The organism is Peribacillus sp. CSMR9 (assembly GCF_033141925.1).
Lineage (GTDB): Bacteria > Bacillota > Bacilli > Bacillales > DSM-1321 > Peribacillus > Peribacillus simplex_A.
On the sequence record NZ_JAOPHO010000017.1, the window covers coordinates 33,695 to 54,122 of the forward strand.

Genomic DNA, 20,428 nt, shown 5'->3' on the forward strand with positions numbered 1-20,428 from the left:
GGGTTTTTTAGTCTTTGCGATTAATTCACAAGTAAATAGTGAAATCTTGCGAGTTAAGTATGCTCTATCAAATAGAAAACAAAATATCCTACTTTTTAGTGAGGTAAAAGTATGAATTGGATTGATTTTAAATCACTTTCACCTATAGAATGTGTCTTTTCCTAAAGATTTTCATAGTATATATAACTCTCCACATCATTTGAGAAAGGGGTTAATATTTTGGAAAGAACAAAGCTTACCGGGCGTATCGTTACACCTAATGATGCCGAATACGAGCATGCCAGGATTAATAATAACTTAAGTTTCCCTAAATTTCCAAAGGTCATTGTGTTTTGCCAAAATACCAATGATGTGTTGAATTCACTGAAGTGGGCCCGGGAAAATCATACACCTTTCCGGGTTAGGAGCGGCAGGCATAGTTATGAAAACTTTTCATTAGTGAACGGCGGTCTAATCATTGATATTAGTGAAATGTACAAGATCAAGGTCAATCGTGAAAAAATGATCGCAAAAATTGAAGCCGGAGCTGATTTAGGGCAAGTATATAATAAGCTATGGAAGTATGGAACGACGATTCCGGCTGGGACCGAAAGCGGTGTAGGTCTTGTAGGTCTTACGCTTGGCGGTGGTATAGGGATGTTAACGAGGCGCTTTGGACTTACTTGTGACAATCTGGTTGAAATAGAAATGGTAAGGGCGTGTGGAAAGATGGGCGCCAAACTCATTAAAGCAAATAGGAAAATTAATAGTGATTTATTTTGGGCATGCTGCGGGGGTGGAGGAGGAAACTTTGGCATAGTCACCTCTCTTACTTTCAGGGTACACCCTGTATCAAGGGTATCGGTTTTCTCCGTCACATGGGGGTGGAAAGATTTCGAAGCGGTGTTTAATGCCTGGCAGGATTGGGCCCCTCAAGCTGATGAATGTCTAACTTCTGAAATTGAATTCAAGGCAAAGGAAGTAAACCAAATTATCGCTCAAGGTGAATTTGTTGGAACGTCACATAGGTTAAAGCAGCTTCTAAAACCTTTGACGAAAACTGGTTCACCAATAAATGTCATGATAAAGGAAGTCCCTTACATTGAAGCCGTAGGATTCTTTAATGATCCGAGTGGAAATCGACCGGCCCATCGTAAGAGGTCAGGTTCTTTCATTGAAAAAACTTTTCCTCAGCGAGCAATCTTGACGATGAAGCATTTTCTGGAAAACGCTCCAAATGAAAATGCAGCCATTTGGCATCAATCCCTTGGAGGAGCGGCTGGCCGTGTGGAACCAAAGGAAACGGCATTTTATTATCGGGATGCTTTAATCGCCCAGGAGTATTTGGCTACATGGACTAATCCAGAAGAAGAGCGGCAAAACAATCACTGGATCAAGGAACTTAAGTACGCCTTGTCTCCGTATACTACAGGTGACTATGTGAATTGGCCGGATACCCTCATCAAAGATTGGCCAACTGCGTACTATGGAGAAAATTTCAAACGGCTTCGAGAAGTGAAAATGACCTATGATCCATACAATACGTTTAGATTCCCTCAAAGCATACCGCCATTAAAAAGGTGGGGTTGAATGGAAGCATCAAAATCATTCGATATTAAAAGGCCTATTCCTCAATATGGGTATAGGGCTCTGTTATTTAGGTTTTGTATATATTAATTGAGGTAATCCCAAAAATCATGCTTATGAAAGTAAGGTTTGCGTAAGGAGAACGTTTGCTTTTACCTGATTTAATTGATTGTTATCAATTTATTGTTGAGGCATGTAGTTTCTTTCCTTATGTCATTATTGGAATTCCCTACATTAGGTTGACCCTTCTTTTCTTTTATAAGGAGAAAAAATATAACATATACATGATGGTCCATCAATTTCCTAAAAAGTGGACCGCTTGGAAAAGTCCCGAAACGGCCAAAAAAGATTGACGAACAAAGAATAGATAAGGATTCTGTGCATAACTTGTGGACAATAAATGATCAAGTGACCATCCAAATCCATGAAACTTTAGTTTTTAAAATCGGGCAAAAAGAGAATGGAACTATTAGTTTTATTTACTTAGAATCCTCTACCTGCATAAATAGTATTAGGTTCCATGGATATCATGTTGTATGAATCGCAATAAATATATCGTGACTTGTTGATTGTTCAGTTAATTAAATTACACCTTTACTTATTGGTTTTATAGGATTAAAATCGGAGAAAGAATTATTATAATAGGATGAGCTGATTGGACAACCAAAAGCTCCTGAACGCGATAAGCGAACAGGAGCTTTTTGCGTTCATTTTGGAAAAAGGAGTTGGGAAGATGAATATTGACCATATTGAAGCTTTTATGTATGTTGTTCACCTTAATAGTTTTCATAAAGCCGCAGAGGCAATGTTTTTATCACAGCCAACGGTTTCGGCAAGAATTAAGACACTTGAGAGTGAACTCGATTCAGTACTATTTGAGAGGCAAGGGAGAGGGATTATTTTAACCGAAAAAGGGAAAGCCTTCATTCCATTTGCGGATCAAATTATTCGCACCTTTCAACAGGGGAAAAAACAGTTGAAAACAGGAAGCGAACTGGAGGAAATAAAGATAGGGGCTAATATCATTACATCGCAATACTTTATTCCATTTGCTCTTCCTCTATGGAAAATGGAAAACCCCAATTTACGCTTTAAATTTATTTCAGCAACAAATGATGCATTAATGGATAAATTGCTTCAGAAACAAAGAAGAGAGACCCAGTCCCTCAAATTCTTTTCTACTATCCATATACATGACTTTTTCTTGTTATAAAAGGAAATTTCAACAGCTACCTAAAACAGAAAAACTTCAGCCTTTTCCTGCTTGGAATCCTGGATATTTGGTCATTCCGCCATCAGCATATAAGGTCATGCCCGTTACGTAGCTTGATTCAGCTGAGGCTAGCCAGGCAGCACAAGCGGCAATCTGTTCCGGTTTACCGATATATCCCATCGGTATCAGGTCGATGACTTCTTGTTTAGATTTTGGGTCATTGAACTTCTCTGCATTGATGGGTGTGTCGATTGCGCCGGGGGAAATGTTATTTATCCGTATCCCTTTAGGAGCATATTCAAGTGCAAGGGTTTCTGTCATCATCTTCACTCCGCCCTTACTTGCTGCATAGTGGACGAAATGAGGCCATGGAATCCGGTCATGAACGGAAGACATATTAATAATATTGCCCTTGATACCATGATCGAGCATATAACTGATAGCTTCCCTGCTTGCGAGGAACATACCCGTAAGATTTACATCGATGACTTTCTGCCAATCCTCAAGCGTCAGCTTTTCGCTCGGGACTTCATTTTCAATGCCTGCATTGTTGATCATGATGTCGATGGTACCGAAAGTGTCGATAGCAAATGAAAGTAATTTCTTTACATCTGCTTCCTTTGAAACGTCGCCTTGAATGGCTGCGGCTTTCCCGCCTGCTGCTTCAATCGTTTTAATGATTTCCTTATGGTCGCCATTTTCAGTGTGATAATTTAATATGACATGTGCTTTTTCTTTACCGAACCTTTCGGCCATGGCTTTTCCTAACCCTTTTGCCGCCCCAGTGATCACGACTACTTTTTTCTCTAAATCTTCATACATCATTTATCGCTCCTTTTACTATTCTTTTGTAAAGCCAATCATGATTCCACCAGCAATTACGAGTACACATCCGATGATGACGAAGGCCATCTGCTTTTTGGATTTTCTCTCTCCTAAAAGAAAGATGCCTCCTAAAGTGGAAATGACGATTCCCATTTGGGAAAATGAGAATGCAATGGCAACGCCAACCTTTGGATTAGCGAGCAGGAGACCGATATTACCCACTGCCCACATCATTCCGGTTAGAATATTTCTTCCGGCATACTTATTAAACGGTTTATGTTTGATGGAAAGGAGCAGGGCAGCTAGGAACATGCCAATTGCTTGTGGCAGGATGGCCGACCATCCGTCAACTTCATTCCATCTGACAACAATGACATATGTAACATAACCCAACGTTGAAATGGCAAGATAAAAAATCCCTTTTTTCATGCTTCCTTCTTTTTTGTTTTCACCGTCGCCATAGCTTGTCAGCAAGACACCCGTAATCAAGCAGATGATTGCAGCTATGCCGATGATGATTGTAATTTTGTCATTCCATTCCCTGAAAATGATAACGGCAAAAAATGTATTTCCTAGGATTTGCAGTCCGGTTGAGATTGGAACGGTTTTAGATACTCCGATTTCCTTGACGCTATTAAACTGAAATAATTGCCCGAATGCCCACCCTATTCCGGATATGATGCCGACAATCCAGACTAGACTGCTCCATTCCGGTGGATTGATGATAGACATCACGATGGCAAACAGTAATGAACCGATTGTAATGCCAAGTGTTTGATTATAAGAGTTGCCTCCAAGTTTTTCGGAAACAAGCACTAAGCTGCCCCATGTCAATGCAGGGAGTAGCGCAAAGAGAAACCTTCCACAAATTTCATCTCCTAAACTAGAAAACAATGTTCTAATGAATATAAAATAGTTAGTTAGTAAGCTATTGAATGTATTTAGAGTTTTCCCTTTACACGGGAATGAAAACATGGATTTAATTTACCAATTTGTAATCTTAGGGCTGAAACAATGAAATAATAAGTGGTTTATGGTACTTTTAACTTAAAAATAGATAGGAGAAATAGTATGACGACACTGAATGAATGGTTTGAAAAGGGGATTCCGGCTAAAGAATTTATATCTTCGATGAAAGTCCATAAAGAAAACTTACAATCGATTCAGGAGCGTTTTTCCATTACTGAAGCGGATCAAGTTTTTTTAAATGAATTAAAATCGAAGGAACTTCGAGCAATTGTCATTACTGAAGACTGGTGCGGAGATGCAATGATGAATATACCTATTCTCCTGAATATATCTGAAGCGGCAAGTATTGAAACTCGCATGGTTTTACGAGATCAAAATCTTGAGCTGATCGATCAATACTTAACGAATGGAACAGCGCGTTCTATTCCAATCTTTATATTCATTGATAGGAATGGTGAAGAAAAAGCGGTTTGGGGACCTCGTGCACCAAAAGTGCAAGAGTACGTAATGGAGTTGAGATCTGACCTGCCTGCTAAGGATGATGAAAGTTTTGAGGCAGAGCAAAAAGAAGTTTTTAAAAAGATAACAGTGGCTTTTTCTGAAGATAAACACCTTTGGGACGAAGTATACGGCAGTATCAAGGAAGCTTTGGGGAAAATTTGATAGTTGATGGGTGACCCTCTTGCAGCTGACATCGGGTATATTCATTTTGAAGTCCTCAAAGCAAATAATAAAAACTTGGTGGTAAACTTTTTTTTTGGAGTTTCTTCCATTATGAAGGGGCTGTTCCAAAAGAGATTGGAACCTATTGCTTGTGAATATATAGATATGTTTTTAACGTTTTTTCTATATTATTTATGGTTTATGGTACCATGGTTTTGGAACAGCCTTTTTCATTTGTTTATGATTCTGGAATAATTGTAACGCCGATGGTTCGTATTGGAGAGTCCTGTTTAGCACTTTGATTCGTAGCTTTGTAGTATTTCAACATTAAATCGTTCAATTCATTTTGAAAGTTAATAAAACTTTCATCATCAAGCTTTAGTTCTAAAAGTGAAAAGGTTGACCCATCTTCTGAGCAGTCTCTTTCTTCTAATTTAGTAAGATAGTTCTGATATTGAGTCATAAGGGATAATTGATAATAAGAAAAAAAGTTCAGCTTTTTCTCATTTGAAGATTTTTTCCATTCTTCCCCGCTAAGTCGCGCTTCTTCTTCATTTAAAACATAGTATTTTTCGGAAACGGATCTCACTTTTTTCTCTTTTACAATGCGAATGACCCCTGAATCCAACAAAACCTGTATATGTCTATATAATGTTGCTTGTGGTACATCTTTAATGATTTTTAACATTTCTAATGGTGTTAAACCATTTTCCCTGTTTCTCATTAAAGCTTGAGAAATCTTTATTCTTACAGGGTGCATTAAAATTTCAGCTTTATTAATCATCGTATTCTCCTTACATTAGAAATTAATAACTGGATAATGTTAATCAATTTTGATGTTTCAGCAGTTCTCTTTCCTTATAGGTCATGAATAATAAGTTTATTTAATCATATATTGTAATGTTGGAATCATTTTCATTTACGAAAATGACACATTTGGAAAAATAATATTACCGAAATATTTTTTCGAAGTAAATAAAAAGCCATTTTTAAATATTTTCAATTGTTAAAAGCTAATCTCTCCATGCAATAAAGCATAGAGGATTTACACGAATAAGCGTTAAAAATATCATTATATTTTTATTGTTATTTATAATGATAATATTATCATTATAAATAACAATAAAAACTAAAACAATATTTTATAAAGAAAAAAATAGGTGCAATATTCCAATTTACATGTTATCATTATTGATAATGATAACATTATTTCGTTATTAAAGGAGTGATTATATATGGAATTGCATTATGGATGGAACGAATTGAAAGATATTGATTTCATGTCTATTCTGCCGATTATTTTACCGGTAATTGTTATTGGATTGATTTTAGTCCTTATAGCATTGATTGATTTATACAGACATCGAAAGACGAGAAAAAATGTTTTATTGTGGACACTCATCATTATTTTTGCAAATACTATTGGTCCAATTCTGTACTTCGTTATTGGTAGAAAGGACAGTGACAGAATATGAAATTAGAAATTAGAAATGTTACAAAAAAATTCAAAGAAAAAACAGCGGTCAATAATTTTTCAATGGAACTGCAATCAGGGGAATGTGTTGGATTGATCGGGCCAAATGGGGCTGGTAAATCGACACTAATAAAAGTGATTGCAGATATTATAGATCCAAGTAAGGGAGAGGTATTGCTTGATGGTAAGAAAATTTCAAAAATGAAAAAGGAAATAGGATACTTACCGCAATACCCAAACTTCTTTCAATGGATGACTGCCAAAGAAACACTAACTTTCATGGGGCAGCTCTCAGGCATCAAGAAGGAAGAATTATTAAGGGGCATTCCAGAGATAATGTCGAAAGTAGGTTTGAGCGGGGAAGAGAATTCGAAGGTGAGGACTTTTTCAGGCGGAATGAAACAGAGGCTTGGAATTGCACAAGCGTTGTTACATAAACCAGCATTGATTGTCATGGATGAACCAGTTTCGGCATTAGATCCAATCGGCCGGAGAGAAGTGTTAAATATAATAAAAGAAATAAAGAAAGATACGACAATTTTAATATCGACACATATATTAAGCGATGCAGAAGAAATATGTGAGAGATTTGTCATTATAAAGAGTGGTAAAAAAATCGAAGATACAACAATGTCAGAATTATTAAACAGGAATAGCGGAAATAAAATTAATGTCGATATAACCTCTAAAAGTCAAAAATGGATTGAAAACGTTAAAAGCTTGAACTTTGTAAAAGGTGTAGAGGTAACGGGAAATAAATTAAAGATAGAAGTGGAAAATATTGAGTCGAACAAGAACATGTTACTCGCGAGTGCTCTTGAGCATAATGTTGATCTTGTAAGGTTTGAAATAGATAACGATACATTGGAAGAGATATTCTTAAAATTGGTGGTGGAAAAATGAATAATTTTACCGTTTTAGCGAAAAAGGAATTTGTTCAGATGGTACGTGAATTTAAAGTGATTTGGCTGCCACTTGTATTTATATTTTTAGGAATAACTCAACCAGTTGTAAGCTATTACTTACCTTCAATATTAGAGGCACTGGGTGGGGGCCAAGGAATCACGATTGATCCAAGCATGGCTGCCCAAAAAGGCGGCGAAGTTCTTGCAAGTACATTAGGGTCCCAATTTGATCAGCTGGGGGTCATGATCATCATCGTTTCCATGATGGGGGTCGTACAATCTGATAAAGCAAATGGTATGCTGGCTTTCATTCTTACAAGGCCCGTGACGGTTGTATCTTATATAAGCGGGAAAATCATTTCCAACTATCTATTTGTTGCCTGCAGTGTAGCATTAGGATACTTGGTTTCATATCTGTATGTAGTTTTTTTGTTTACGAGTGTTGATTTTGTGGATTTAATAATAGCTTTGTTGTTCTATCTGCTGTGGATTCTATTTATCGTTTCATTCACGACGATGATCAGTACCATTTTTAATAGTCAGGGTATTATTGCATTAATTTCGATAGTATTTCTCCTCGGCTGCAGAATCATTGTTGGTTTAAATCCGGTTATGGACAATTTGAATCCAGCAAGCATGAGTAAACATGCCATGGAAGTACTGATTTTAGGTACAGTCAATACACAGGCGATTTGGGGTGCATTAGCCGCACTTGCGTTGACGGCGCTAACGATATTAGTAACGAACATATGGATTTCAAAAAAGAAATTCAATAACGAATAAGTTTGGGAGGAAATGTGTTATTCATGAAGTGATTGGAGGATGATAACATTGTTAAGCATCACAGATTTAGAGAAAAGCTACTCAACAAAGAAGATATTGAATGGTGTAAATCTAAAAATTAAAAAAGGGGAAATTTTAGGTTTTATAGGTGCGAACGGTGCAGGAAAAACAACTACGCTGAATATTATTACGGGCATATTGGATTATGAAAATGGAAGGGTTGAAATAAATGGCCTGACCAAGGAAGACGGCATAGAATTTAAAAAACAATTTTTCTTCATTCCTGATACTATCAATGTATTTAAAAATGTTTCGGGGTTTGATTGGATTCGGTTCTTGATGAACCTATATGGGAATGATGACAAAGAACGTTTGGGGAAATATATCAATCGGTTTGGGATGCAGGATTCCATTAAAAAGCCAATGGGAAGCTATTCTTATGGGATGATGCATAAGGTATCCCTGATAGCGGCTTTTACCATTAATCCCCCGATCATCATTATGGATGAACCGTTAAATGGATTAGATCCAAACGCCGTTTTAGTTTTTAAGGGGTTAATCAAACAATATGTTGAAATGGGCGGTACAGTGTTTTTCTCGACACATCTGTTAGATGTGGCAGAAAAAATTTGTAATACAGTGGCTATTTTAAAAGAGGGTAAAATCATCCTGCATGATGAAATAAAAAATATAATAGGTGAAAGTTCTTTAGAATCTACCTTTATGGAGGCTCAGGTATATGAAGGAAAAACTTCAATTAACTAGATTTTTCGTTTCTTCCTTCTATAAAATGCCCAAGCAGACAATGCTGCAGGCTGTTTTGATAATAGCCGTTTTTTATATGTTTTTGCAGCTAACTGTCGTAAATGCCTTTGTTTATTTTCTTGGGGATACCCAGGTCTTCCTGTTTTACAATTTAACCATTTCGAGCATTCTCGTCTTTGCATTGGTTTGCTATTTATCCACATCGCAAATATTTGCTTATTATGAATTTAAAGTATTGGCTCCGCTGCCACTGACCTATAAGGAGATATCAAAGGCTAAGGTACTAAGTAGCTTATGGGTGCCTATCATCTTATCGATGGTAATCCAAGTGCCGACCATGGGATTCTTGATAGTCGATCAAAAGTTTATGGAAGCGATTAAATTATTTATATTTTTACCCATTGTAAATGGATTAACGGCATTGATCCTCCTATTCATTCTGTCGTGCATTAATAGGTATTATTATAAATTCAAAAATAAAATAACATATTTAATGGTGAACATTGCTGTCATCCTAATGCTTTTGATTATTTCCATTGTTTATTTTGCTGGAAAATCATCAATTGCTATATCAAAGGTCATTTCGGATATTGATTTGAATTCTATTGAAGGGTTAAAAAACTCGTTGGAATTCATAATGAAACATATGTTTGAAACCGCAAATATGATTCCAGTGATTAATTGGATACTAGATGCATTTGTATCAAATGAAATAACTGCTCATTTTCTTGTTATCTATATTTCGACAATATTAATCAGTTTCCTATTATATACATTCATTATAGAAAACATTTCTGTTAATTATTTTAAAAACGGGTTATTGGAAAATAATAAAATGAATATGAAAAACTCAAAGGTCAATATCTCCAAAAATCAATGGAGTAACTATTTACAAAGAGAGATATGGATCATTAAGTCTGAAGCATATTTTAAGATGCAAATAGTTTTAGGTCTTTTATTACCACCAATCTTTTCACTTGTAATGCTATTGTTGATACAGAAGGAAGTGTTTCCAAATTATTTGGATATAACGAAAGAAGGAGTCTTTGATAAATACTTTTCATATTCTGTCCTCTTTTTGAGTTGTATAAATAATATAAGCGGAACCCCATATTCAAGAGAAGGGAAATATCATTATTTACTGAAAAGTGCCCCTTTTAATGAAAGATATGTTTATTTTTCTAAAGTGATATTTTCATCAATTATCAGTATTATAGCCGTAGTGATCAGCTTTTTAATATTTGCTCTATTTGGCCATTGGGAATTGGAAAGTGCAGTCATGTTATTAATTATTTCTTGTTTAGTGGTTTGCTATAATCTTCTAACACCCATATATGATATGAAAAACCCAAGTATAGAATGGGAGAACCCATCAGCTGCAATTAAATCAAACCCCAATGTATTAATAAGCCTACTTTATGGATTTCCATTTTTAATCATGGTTGCACTCATTCATTTTGGCTTGGTCTGGTTCAGTGTCCAGCCAATTATGGGAGCTCTCATAATTTTAATGATCGTAATAGTAATCAATTCCGTTTTGGTTAATAGGTTGAAACTATATTTATGAAAGTCTTTATATTAGAAAAAATTTTTTTCGTTGATAAAGGATGTACAGAAAATCGGCACTAAATAAATTTAAAAAAGGAGTGTCTTATTATGGGGAAGCACCATGATAAAGATTTTAAAATTTATGCTGCTCGATTAGTATTGGAAGAAGGCAGAAAACCTAGAGAATTGGCCGAAGAGCTCAATATCTCGATACCTACATTAAGAAATTGGATCAATAATTATAAAGAAACAAATGAAGAGGGCTTGGAGGATTCCCGTAATGGTTTTACAGGGCTAAGTCTGAAAGAGGAAAAGGATAAAATAATCAAAGACTTACAGGAAGAGAATGAGATATTAAAAAAGGCAATGCATATTTTCACGAAACAACCATAAATGAATGAACAGTATATAAAGCCATATTTTATTTTTCACAATTATAGTGAAAAATAAAATACGGCTTTTTTTATTGGAGAAATAAAGGTGGCCAATTTAAAAAAATTATATTTTTATAAAAATATTTAAATAAATTAATATTAGGTAAATTGGTAAAGTTATTATTTAATGTAGATAATTTACAAATTTTTAATGGACTCGACAAAATTGTTGTGATAAAGTGTTATCGATAATGATAATAGGCAATAATTAACCTAGAAAATGAAATATTTGTTTTAAAAAAGAAATTTTACAGGATAAAAATGGATGTAATTTGGAGGAGAGTCATTATAATTGATTGAATATTTTATGAATAATAAAAAATTTTTCAAAACTTAGAGATAAAGTTTTATGAAGAGGATTCAGTCAATTTGGACTATATTGATGATATTTTCAACGAAAAGAATGGAATTATTTAATTTGCAAGCTGGCCCCAAAAAATAATCGAAGCAAAGAAAAGTTCGTTTGTGGAAAAAAGCAATTATGAATTTTTAGATATAGGTTTGGATGAAATAAAGAATATATCCTGTTGAAAGGAGAATTTGGACAGCCGGTAATATTGTTAATAACTTGTCTTTTACCAATGAACATCGGTATTTCCATCACTCATACAGATAAAACTTTTGGAATCTTGATTTTTGATCAACTGCATCCAATGGGAATCGATATTGAAGCTAAAACGAAAACTGACTCTGACTTTTTGGAGGCATATATAACGGAATCCGACAAAAAAAAGATTAAGGAAAGTGAAGGAGTTTATTTTCTAATAAATTCCAGAAAATAAATTGAGGGGGAATACCAATGGAATTAAAAGTGGAAGCAAATGCTGAATTTAAAAACAATAACAAACTAGTACAATATCTATTTAAAAAAGAGGAAAGAGTACATAAGTTAATCATTTCGTTATTGATCCTCAGTTTAATTGCAGGTATCGAAACGACGCTTTTGTTATATTCTGCAGATCAAAAAGGGATGAATGTATTAAATGGCATGTCCATTTCAGAGATAGGGGTCATGAGTTTTGCCATAAACACAATTGTAATGGGAGCTCTTGGATTATTGGTTACATTTATTATTCAAATAATAATTGTATGCCTATTATTTTTATTCTCAAAAGAAAGATCGGTAAATATAAAAGGGATTTGTCAAGCTGTCATTAATGCAGGGATATGCATTGTAGTTGGATCTGGTGTTAATGCAATAATCGCATTATTGGTTAAGAGCAAGGAAACGACATTTACTAGTTTATCCTTACTCGTGCATGATAAAACTTCAATTCTTCACACATTCATGGCTGAGTTTGAATTGTTTTATATTGTCAGTTTAATTTTATTCAGCTATAGCTTAGAAAAATTAGCACTCATTAAGAGAAAAAAAGCATTAATCATAACGATTTTCATAGCTTTAATTTCTTTAGTTTTTCATATGTTGACGGTCGCATCAGGCACATATTTAAAATGATGGGGGAAAATGATGAATATGGATTCTTTAGTGAATTTATTTGAGGCAAGTGTTAGGAAATATGAAAACAATATTGCAGTAAGAAATAAAGATATGCACTTTTCATATAAAGAAACGAATATTTTGGCAAATAAAATGGCGATGTATATAAAGGATCAAGGGATAAATATAGGAGACAATGTCGGAATCTATATTGAAAAGTCCGAGTATGTTTTATTTTTAATCATAGCACTCCTTAAATTGGGTGTTACCTATGTACCTATCGACCCTAAAAGTCCGGATGAAAGAGTAAAGCATATAATAAGGAATTCGGAATTGAAGTTATTAATAGGGGATAAGGGTCAGCTTGACGATATTGATTGTGGGCATTTAACCATTGATGAGGTGGTAGAGAATTCTAAAGATATGACAGGTGATAATTTACATACCTTAATTGACCCAAAGGATCCAGCTTATATCATTTTTACATCGGGCTCAACCGGCAAGCCTAAAGGAGTTTGTGTTTCACATGAAAATGTCATGAACTTGTTTTTAGGTTGCGAGGGTTTGTTCGAGTTTAGTAATAAAGATAAATGGACATTTTTCCATTCCTACGCATTTGATTTTTCCGTTTGGGAGATGTGGGGAGCTTGGATTTATGGCGGAGAAGTCGTAATGGTTTCATTTGAAGAAAGCAGAAATCCAATATCTTTTGTTGATTTAATGGTAAGTACTCAAACAACCGTTTTTAATTGTACGCCAAGTGCTTTCTTCGAGGTGAGTGGAGAGCTCATAAATCGTCAAAATGAATTGAGTTTAAAATACATTATATTTGGAGGAGAAGCATTAAACTTCAAAAAATTGGCGCAGTGGTTTTCGCCAGAAAACGGCAGGCTGCCAAAGCTAATAAATATGTATGGAATAACTGAAACCACCGTTCATGTAACATACAAAGAAATCGCTAAAAGTGATGTTGAAAAAGGAATTACTAATATCGGAAAAGTCCTGCCTCATCTTGGATTTAAAGTAATGAATCAAAATGGAGAAGAAGTAACTGGAGATGAAGAGGGCGAGTTATACGTTTCAGGAAAAGGTGTTTCGCTAGGTTACTATAAAAATGCCATGATGAATAAGATGAAATTTACTTATATCGATAATGTTCGCTACTATAAGTCAGGGGATGTAGTGAAAGTTTTAGATAATGGGGATCTGCAATATATCTCCAGGAATGATGAGCAAGTGCAGCTAAGGGGTTTCAGGATTGAATTAGGGGAAATTGAGAGCTCGTACAATGAATTGAAAAACATCAAGAATGCTGTCGTTACAATGGATACAGCGTTTAATGATGATAAGCATTTATTTTTATACTATGTTGCTGATGAGGAATTAGCTGCTGATTATTTGAGGGAAAGTGTAGGAAGCTCATTGCCATCCTATATGATACCAAGCTTTTTTATCAAGGTAGACAACATCCCCTTAACTGTAAACGGAAAACTGGACAAATCATTATTACCCAAAGTCATTATAAAAGACAGTGAAACTGCATCGAGTATTAAGAGTCCAGCAGATGAAAAAATAAGTGAAAAAGTAAGAGAAGTGGTTGTTAGCATCATAGGTAATGAGGTTATAAAAAATAATCAGTCACTACTTGAAAGTGGAATGAATTCATTATCGATAATGAGATTAATTGTCAAGATAAAAGATCAATTCAATACCGAAATCGCTCCTTCAGTTTTTTTGGATAACGATACGATTGCGAAATTATCCCAAGTTTTAGAAACCCGTAAAAAAGAAGAGGTAAAGCAAGATTATATACCTATAAATGACATGAATACATACCCTTTAACATATGAACAAGAAAATTTGTGGTTCATTCACCAAACCAATGTAGATAAATCGTTATATAACATAGTTTTTTCTTATGAAATATCAGGTGAAGTGAATAAAGGAAAACTGGAGATATCTTTAGATAAGCTAAGCAATAAACATCAAATTTTAAAAAGTATCATAAGAGAACAATCTGGAAAAGGCATCTTGGTTTTTGATGAGTCGATTAACCATTGTATTAACTATATTGATGTTTCGGACATTCCTTTAGACATACAGGAAGAAAAAATAAATCACTTGGTGAATGAAGAAACGGAACGACAATTCGATATAAGTAATGGTCCTCTCTTATGGATTGCGTTAGTGAAGAAAAATGAATGTGAATATCAATTAATATGTAATATCCATCATATTATTTTTGATGGTTGGTCGATTCCATTAATGATCAATGATTGGTTTTCCATTTATGAGGAAATCGAGAATGGGGAACAAAATGATATAAATAACAAATCCATTCAATATGGAGATTATGCTTTATGGCAAAAAAACTCACCAAATTATATAAGTGGCAAGGATAATGAGTTCTGGAGTAATGAAATAACTGCATTACGGCAAAAGTCCTTATTACAATATGATCATCAAAAAACAGGAGAAGGTAAAAGCACTTCCGATATTATCAGCTTCTTGTTACCAAAAGATATTCAACACAATCTAGAAAGTCTTCATAAAAAAACGAAGTCGACTTTGTTCATGAGTTTACTTACAGCCTATCAAACCTTTTTGTCTGTTTATTTTGATGAAGAGGAAGTTGTCGTCGGAAGTCCATTGGCGAAGAGAAACCATGTGGATACAGAACAATTGATAGGTTATTTCGTCAACACCTTGCCCTTTAAAATAAAGGTATCTCAGGATGATTCATTTAAAGGGATTTTAAGAAAAAATATAAAAAATATTGCAGGTGTTTTTGACCATCAAAATTTACCTACTAAAGAAATTTTAAAATATTCATCGGAAGAAAGAACCATGGAAAATACGCCTTTGTTCGATACAGTATTTGTTCTGCAGAATAACCAAAAAGAAAAGCTGGCTTATAAAGATTTCAAATTAAAACCAAAAAAAATCAATACCTTTAAAGCTAAATTTGATTTGGTTGTTCAGGTAGAGGAAATTGATGAGGATGAATTAGTCATTTCGTTTGAATTCAACAAATCATTATTCAATAAAACGACGATTCAAAGAATGGCTAAAAATTTCAAATATTGGCTGCAAGAGATTACAACCCAGGAAAGCAGGAAATTAAAGGACATTACCTATTTAGAGCCTGCACAGTTACAATCACTAATCGAAATGGGGACAAGTAACGTAAAACAAGAAATGGAAGATCAACATTTTGAAGATGTAATAACTAGGTTTGAGAATAAAGTACGTACAAATTTCAATGATATTGCCATTGTTCATGGAGATGATCAAGTATCGTATAGCGAGTTAAATGCCCGGGCAAATCAGGTGGCACATAAATTATTCCGAAACGATGTAGGTGTAGAAGATAGAATAGGTATTTTTATGGATCGATCGATCAATATGGTAACGGCTATTTTAGCCATTATGAAAGTTGGGGCAGGGTACGTGCCTTTGGACCCGTCACAGCCAGAGTCGCGGCTGAAACATATGATTGAGGATTCTCAAATCATATATTGTTTAAGTAATGAAGAAGGACTTTCAAAGTATCCCGGTGATGAAGGAAAACTAATATTGATCGAAGACATACTAAAAGTAAGAGAAAGTGAATGTGAAGAGTTCGATTCAAGAAAGCTATCGGATAATGATTTGGCCTATATCATCTACACTTCAGGAACAACGGGAAAACCTAAAGGAGTCATGATTGAACATGGCGGATTGGCAAACCTCTGTGATTGGCATATCGATTATTATTCTATTGATGAAAAAGATGCAGCATTACTGGTTTCGAATACATCTTTTGACGCTTCTGTTTGGGAGGCATTCCCTTACCTAACGAATGGGAATAAACTCCTGATTCTAGATTACTATGATTTACTGGATGTTGAGATCCTTTCGGAGAAGTTAGAAAAGGAGAGAGTCACACTCGCATTTTTTTCAACGGGACTGCTAGAGCAATTATTTATCAACGAAATGAAATTCCCGCAATCAATCAGAGCTATATTGACAGGTGGGGATCGTTTAAAAACGAAACCTGATCGTTTGAGTTTTGACTTATATAATAATTATGGGCCAACGGAGGGTACTGTCGTAGCGACTGTATATAAGGTACTTCCAAGTGATGATACAGTGATCCCCATTGGTAAGCCAATTCTAAATGCAGAAGCGTTCGTGTTGAATTCCAGGATGAAGCCTACACCTAAAGGTCAAATAGGCGAGCTGTATATCGGCGGAAAAGGAATTGCAAGAGGATATATAAATAATCCGGAGAAGAACGATGAAAGCTTTATTCCGAGTCCGTTCAATCCCTCAAAAAAGCTTTATAAAACTGGAGATTTGGTTAAGTATACCGAGGATGGAAATTTACTATTTGCAGGAAGAGCGGATGACCAAGTGAAAATCCGGGGATATCGTATCGAACTTGGTGAGATCAGTGCTGTTCTAAACAAATGTACAGGTATAAAGGATTGCTTTATCGCGATAAAAGATGAATCTAAATCGAAGAAATTCATCATTGCTTATTATATCTCAGACAATGATCTGGAAGAAAATCATATCAGGGATTATATGAAGAATCATCTTCCTCATTATATGATTCCTTCTTACTTCATTAAAATGGAGTCTTTTCCGCTGACCGTTAACGGCAAAGTGGATACGAAGAGCTTACCGGATACAAAAACGAACTCGGAAGAGACTAAAAGTAAAAGTGTCATTAATGAAACGGAACAAAAATTGCTAAAGATATGGAAAGAGGTCCTGAATAATCAGGAAATAGCCATCCGCGATAACTTTTTCGAATGTGGGGGAGACTCCATCCTAAGCATTCAAATTTGTTCACTTGCCAAGAAAGAGAATCTTTTCATTACTTCAAAAGATATCTTTGAAAAACAAAGTATCGAAGAGCTGGCAAAGGTTGTGGAATCGACGGGGGATTTAACGATAAATCAGTCTGACGTTTTTGGAAAGGCATCATTTACACCTATTCAAAGTTGGTTTTTCTCTCAACAAATAAATAATTATAATCATTGGAATCAATCCGTAACATTAAAGGGCTACCCGCAACTGAGTGAGAAAAGGCTTATGAAGATCATGGCGCATATCGTTAAACATCATGATGGGCTGAGATCAAGGTTCACTAGCAAAGAAGCATTTTCACAAATAGAAAAAAATACGGACCCGAATGAAAATTGGACTTTGAATTACGTAAATCTATCAAACATGAATAAGGACATACAAGAACAGGAAATTGTTAAACTCGGAATCAATGCACAACATGGTATAAACATTTCAAACGGACCGCTGATGAAAATTGTATGCATCAATACAGGCAAAAATGAGCATAGAATCATTTGGATCATTCATCATTTACTTGTTGATGGGGTTTCCTGGAGAATCTTAATCGAAGACTTTGACCGGCTATATATTCAAGATATTAACGATCAAGAACTAAAACTGGATAATAAAACGACATCATATAAGGAATGGGCAAATAACCTTAATGAGTACAAAAATAGTATTCCTTTAGGCATTAAAGAGTACTGGCTGAATGAAAATAACGCACTGTATGAAAACGCCTTGGTCAAAACAGGGAATGCATACGATGGAAGATCATTTGATATGAAGCTGAATAAAGAGATTACAAACAAAATCTATAATGAAATGACAAAAGCTCATAAAGCATCCATCGATCAAATATACTTATCTATTTTTACAATGCTAATCGGGAATTATTTTAATAAAAAAGATATTCATTTTACTTTGGAGGGACATGGTCGCGAAGAATTATTCGCAGATGTCGATTTATCCAGAACAGTGGGATGGTTTACGACCATGTGCCCGGTTTATTTAGAAAATAAAGAATCCATTACAAACACGATTAAAAGTACAAAGAAAAAGTTTAGGGCCTTGCCTAATAAAGGGATTGAGTATGGGATCATGACCGAATTATGTGGCGAGACACAAATGAAACAAAATAAGCCGCTTATCAGTTTTAATAATTTAGGTAGATTTCATCAAAACAATGAATTGGCTGCGAAGGAGGTCATCTTTTTTAGTGAACATGATATTCAACATAATTCCTATACCGAGCATGAAGTCGATATCGAATTACTTGTAGTGAATGAAGAGCAAACTATAAAAATAAACTACAACAGACATTTCGTAAGAGAAGATTTTGAGAATTATATTCAAAACAATTTGCTGGAATTGTTGGAAGCAGTGACAAAATTGGAAAATTCGATGTACGGTCCGGAAGACTTTCCATTAGTGGATGTGCCTGAAGAGGAACTTAACCAACTACTAAGCAAAGAAACAGGAATTGTTGATATTTATGAATTGACTGCTTTGCAAAAAGGGATGTTATATCATAGTTTATTTGATAGTGAGAGCAGTCAGTATAAAGTACAACTCATTTTTGATATTAAAGGCGTTCTGGACGTCGCAAAATTAAAGAATGCCATTGGGACAGCAGCTGGGAAACATGACATTTTAAAAACGAAATTATATTCAAGTAGAAAAGGGATATTCTATCAACTATTGATGAGTTCCATGGATATCGAGATTAAATATGAAGAAATGACCGATCATCAAGCGAAGCTGGAAAAGTTGTTAGCAGATCAATACAAAATCATAGATATCGAGAACAATAGGTTGAATGGCTTCATGATCATTAAGCTTGCGGAAAATGAGTACCAATTAATATGGACATTCCATCATATTATTATGGATGGTTGGAGTTATTCGATGGTGATTAATGACATTTTTGACTCTTATCATTCAATAACACCGTCATCATCTTTGAGTACCTCATTTAAAAAGTATGTTGAATATATGAAAGATTATACGAGTAATAAGGAGCTGCGGGACTATTGGGCAGGGAAACTGGAAGGTGTCCGAAGTTCTGCACCTAGTTTAACGGGAGTGTTGGAAGGCGAGGGTTACATTGAGAATAGCTACTTGAAAGTACTGGATGAGGAATTGAGTGATTCCATTCAACGATTCTGTCAGGAATACAAGATTACCATGAATACTTTCTTTCTAACTATTTGGCTAACTACTTTAAAAGAAATAAAAGGTACGGATAATGTATGTTGCGGCGTAGTGACATCCGGCAGGAATATCCCGGTCCAAAATATTGAGGTTATGGTTGGTCCATTTATCAATACCGTTCCGTTTATAAAGCATATCAGCCAAGAGAAGACCTACATGGAACTGCTGGATGAGGTTCAAAAGGAATTTTTGGAACTAAGTGCCTATGAGAATACACCATTATCAGAAATTTATGAATGGGCTAATATGAAAGATCATTTATTTGACTCATTATATGCTTTTGAAAACTATCCCATGCAACTAGCTAATACTGGTGAAATCAATGTAAGTTTGAAAGAAGGGCGGGAAACCACCCATTATCCAATCGTCATCATCATTAACCCTGGTTCAAGTGTTCAAATCAAGTTTAATGAGGCAGCGGTCAATCTAAAGTTAAGGACATCAGTCATTTCTATATTTAATCAAATCTTAAACGGAATGTTAGAAAAAATGAAAGTTAAGTGAGGGGAAATATATGGAGACAACTATTGCGGTCAAGGGAAGGTTAATTGAGGAAAAGCTTATTGGATTTTGGAAAGAGATCTTAGAACAAGAAACCATTGGTACAGATTCTAATTTCTTTGATTTAGGGGGGAATTCCCTTTTAGCCATGCAATTTATTCAAATGGTGAAGAATAACATGGGAGTAAGATTGCCAATCAAAGTGTTGTTCGAACAATCAACCATACAGGAACTATCTGTACTCATCAAACAATTGGACGATATTAATAAGTTAAGTTGAATGGAAAAGAA

15 protein-coding genes are annotated in these 20,428 nt (G+C 34.9%); 12 read left to right on the forward strand and 3 right to left on the reverse strand.

The genetic code is table 11. The annotated features are described in order from the left end of the window. Nucleotides 1–219: 219 nt before the first annotated feature. Both N9I19_RS10635 and N9I19_RS10640 read left to right on the forward strand, forming a co-directional pair. The gene (locus N9I19_RS10635; RefSeq protein WP_317777764.1) at nt 220–1,569 is read left to right on the forward strand and encodes an FAD-binding oxidoreductase; all 1,350 of its coding nucleotides are present in this window, start codon (nt 220–222) and stop codon (nt 1,567–1,569) included. A 652-nt stretch (nt 1,570–2,221) separates the two neighbouring features. After that, complete coding sequence (locus tag N9I19_RS10640) at nt 2,222–2,779, forward strand: LysR family transcriptional regulator (protein ID WP_317777765.1); 558 nt, start codon at nt 2,222–2,224, stop codon at nt 2,777–2,779. Between the two features lie 36 nt (nt 2,780–2,815). Here N9I19_RS10640 and N9I19_RS10645 read toward each other — a convergent pair whose 3' ends face one another. Then, entirely contained in the window at nt 2,816–3,601 is a 786-nt protein-coding gene (locus N9I19_RS10645; protein WP_317777766.1) for a glucose-1-dehydrogenase, read from the reverse strand. Nucleotides 3,602–3,619: 18 nt separating this feature from the next. Beyond that, nucleotides 3,620–4,474, reverse strand: coding sequence for a GRP family sugar transporter (locus tag N9I19_RS10650; RefSeq protein ID WP_317777779.1), 855 nt, complete (start codon nt 4,472–4,474; stop codon nt 3,620–3,622). A 201-nt stretch (nt 4,475–4,675) separates the two neighbouring features. On the opposite strand from N9I19_RS10650, the gene N9I19_RS10655 reads away from it, so the two are divergent. After that, a complete protein-coding gene (locus tag N9I19_RS10655; RefSeq protein WP_317777767.1) occupies nt 4,676–5,236 on the forward strand; it encodes a thioredoxin family protein in 561 nt (186 codons plus the stop codon). A 238-nt stretch (nt 5,237–5,474) separates the two neighbouring features. Here N9I19_RS10655 and N9I19_RS10660 read toward each other — a convergent pair whose 3' ends face one another. Beyond that, nucleotides 5,475–6,020: a helix-turn-helix domain-containing protein gene (locus N9I19_RS10660; RefSeq protein ID WP_061461668.1), complete on the reverse strand. Its 546-nt coding sequence runs from the start codon at nt 6,018–6,020 to the stop codon at nt 5,475–5,477. A gap of 451 nt (nt 6,021–6,471) precedes the next feature. Here N9I19_RS10660 and N9I19_RS10665 point away from each other — a divergent pair, with 451 nt between their 5' ends. The 9 genes from N9I19_RS10665 (at nt 6,472) to N9I19_RS10705 (ending at nt 20,417) form a co-directional block, all read left to right on the forward strand. After that, complete coding sequence (locus N9I19_RS10665) at nt 6,472–6,711, forward strand: PLD nuclease N-terminal domain-containing protein (protein ID WP_061461669.1); 240 nt, start codon at nt 6,472–6,474, stop codon at nt 6,709–6,711. Beyond that, a complete protein-coding gene (locus N9I19_RS10670; RefSeq protein ID WP_317777768.1) occupies nt 6,708–7,613 on the forward strand; it encodes an ABC transporter ATP-binding protein in 906 nt (301 codons plus the stop codon). Before N9I19_RS10665 ends, N9I19_RS10670 begins: the two co-directional genes overlap by 4 nt. Beyond that, the gene (locus N9I19_RS10675) at nt 7,610–8,398 is read left to right on the forward strand and encodes an ABC transporter permease (protein ID WP_061461671.1); all 789 of its coding nucleotides are present in this window, start codon (nt 7,610–7,612) and stop codon (nt 8,396–8,398) included. Before N9I19_RS10670 ends, N9I19_RS10675 begins: the two co-directional genes overlap by 4 nt. Nucleotides 8,399–8,446: 48 nt before the next feature. Beyond that, the gene (locus N9I19_RS10680) at nt 8,447–9,163 is read left to right on the forward strand and encodes an ABC transporter ATP-binding protein (protein WP_317777769.1); all 717 of its coding nucleotides are present in this window, start codon (nt 8,447–8,449) and stop codon (nt 9,161–9,163) included. Continuing rightward, entirely contained in the window at nt 9,138–10,730 is a 1,593-nt protein-coding gene (locus tag N9I19_RS10685) for a hypothetical protein (protein WP_317777770.1), read from the forward strand. The genes N9I19_RS10680 and N9I19_RS10685 overlap by 26 nt, the downstream gene beginning before the upstream one ends. 89 nt (nt 10,731–10,819) lie before the next feature. After that, nucleotides 10,820–11,104, forward strand: coding sequence for a transposase (locus N9I19_RS10690; protein WP_061461674.1), 285 nt, complete (start codon nt 10,820–10,822; stop codon nt 11,102–11,104). An 840-nt stretch (nt 11,105–11,944) separates the two neighbouring features. Beyond that, entirely contained in the window at nt 11,945–12,604 is a 660-nt protein-coding gene (locus N9I19_RS10695) for a hypothetical protein (protein WP_317777771.1), read from the forward strand. 12 nt (nt 12,605–12,616) lie between these two features. Beyond that, entirely contained in the window at nt 12,617–20,140 is a 7,524-nt protein-coding gene (locus N9I19_RS10700) for a non-ribosomal peptide synthetase (RefSeq protein ID WP_317777772.1), read from the forward strand. Nucleotides 20,141–20,150: 10 nt separating this feature from the next. Next, on the forward strand, nt 20,151–20,417 hold the full coding sequence (locus tag N9I19_RS10705; RefSeq protein ID WP_061461678.1) for a phosphopantetheine-binding protein: 267 nt from the start codon (nt 20,151–20,153) through the stop codon (nt 20,415–20,417). The last annotated feature ends 11 nt before the right edge of the window (nt 20,418–20,428 follow it).

Excerpts from the sequence above, each read along its gene's own strand:
- N9I19_RS10645 (WP_317777766.1), bottom strand. The coding sequence starts at position 3,601 with ATGTATGAAGATTTAGAGAAAAAAGTAGTCGTGATCACTGGGGCGGCA.
- N9I19_RS10655 (WP_317777767.1), top strand. The coding sequence starts at position 4,676 with ATGACGACACTGAATGAATGGTTTGAAAAGGGGATTCCGGCTAAAGAA.
- N9I19_RS10660 (WP_061461668.1), bottom strand. The coding sequence starts at position 6,020 with ATGATTAATAAAGCTGAAATTTTAATGCACCCTGTAAGAATAAAGATT.
- N9I19_RS10665 (WP_061461669.1), top strand. The coding sequence starts at position 6,472 with ATGGAATTGCATTATGGATGGAACGAATTGAAAGATATTGATTTCATG.
- N9I19_RS10670 (WP_317777768.1), top strand. The coding sequence starts at position 6,708 with ATGAAATTAGAAATTAGAAATGTTACAAAAAAATTCAAAGAAAAAACA.
- N9I19_RS10675 (WP_061461671.1), top strand. The coding sequence starts at position 7,610 with ATGAATAATTTTACCGTTTTAGCGAAAAAGGAATTTGTTCAGATGGTA.
- N9I19_RS10685 (WP_317777770.1), top strand. The coding sequence starts at position 9,138 with ATGAAGGAAAAACTTCAATTAACTAGATTTTTCGTTTCTTCCTTCTAT.
- N9I19_RS10690 (WP_061461674.1), top strand. The coding sequence starts at position 10,820 with ATGGGGAAGCACCATGATAAAGATTTTAAAATTTATGCTGCTCGATTA.
- N9I19_RS10695 (WP_317777771.1), top strand. The coding sequence starts at position 11,945 with ATGGAATTAAAAGTGGAAGCAAATGCTGAATTTAAAAACAATAACAAA.
- N9I19_RS10700 (WP_317777772.1), top strand. The coding sequence starts at position 12,617 with ATGAATATGGATTCTTTAGTGAATTTATTTGAGGCAAGTGTTAGGAAA.
- N9I19_RS10705 (WP_061461678.1), top strand. The coding sequence starts at position 20,151 with ATGGAGACAACTATTGCGGTCAAGGGAAGGTTAATTGAGGAAAAGCTT.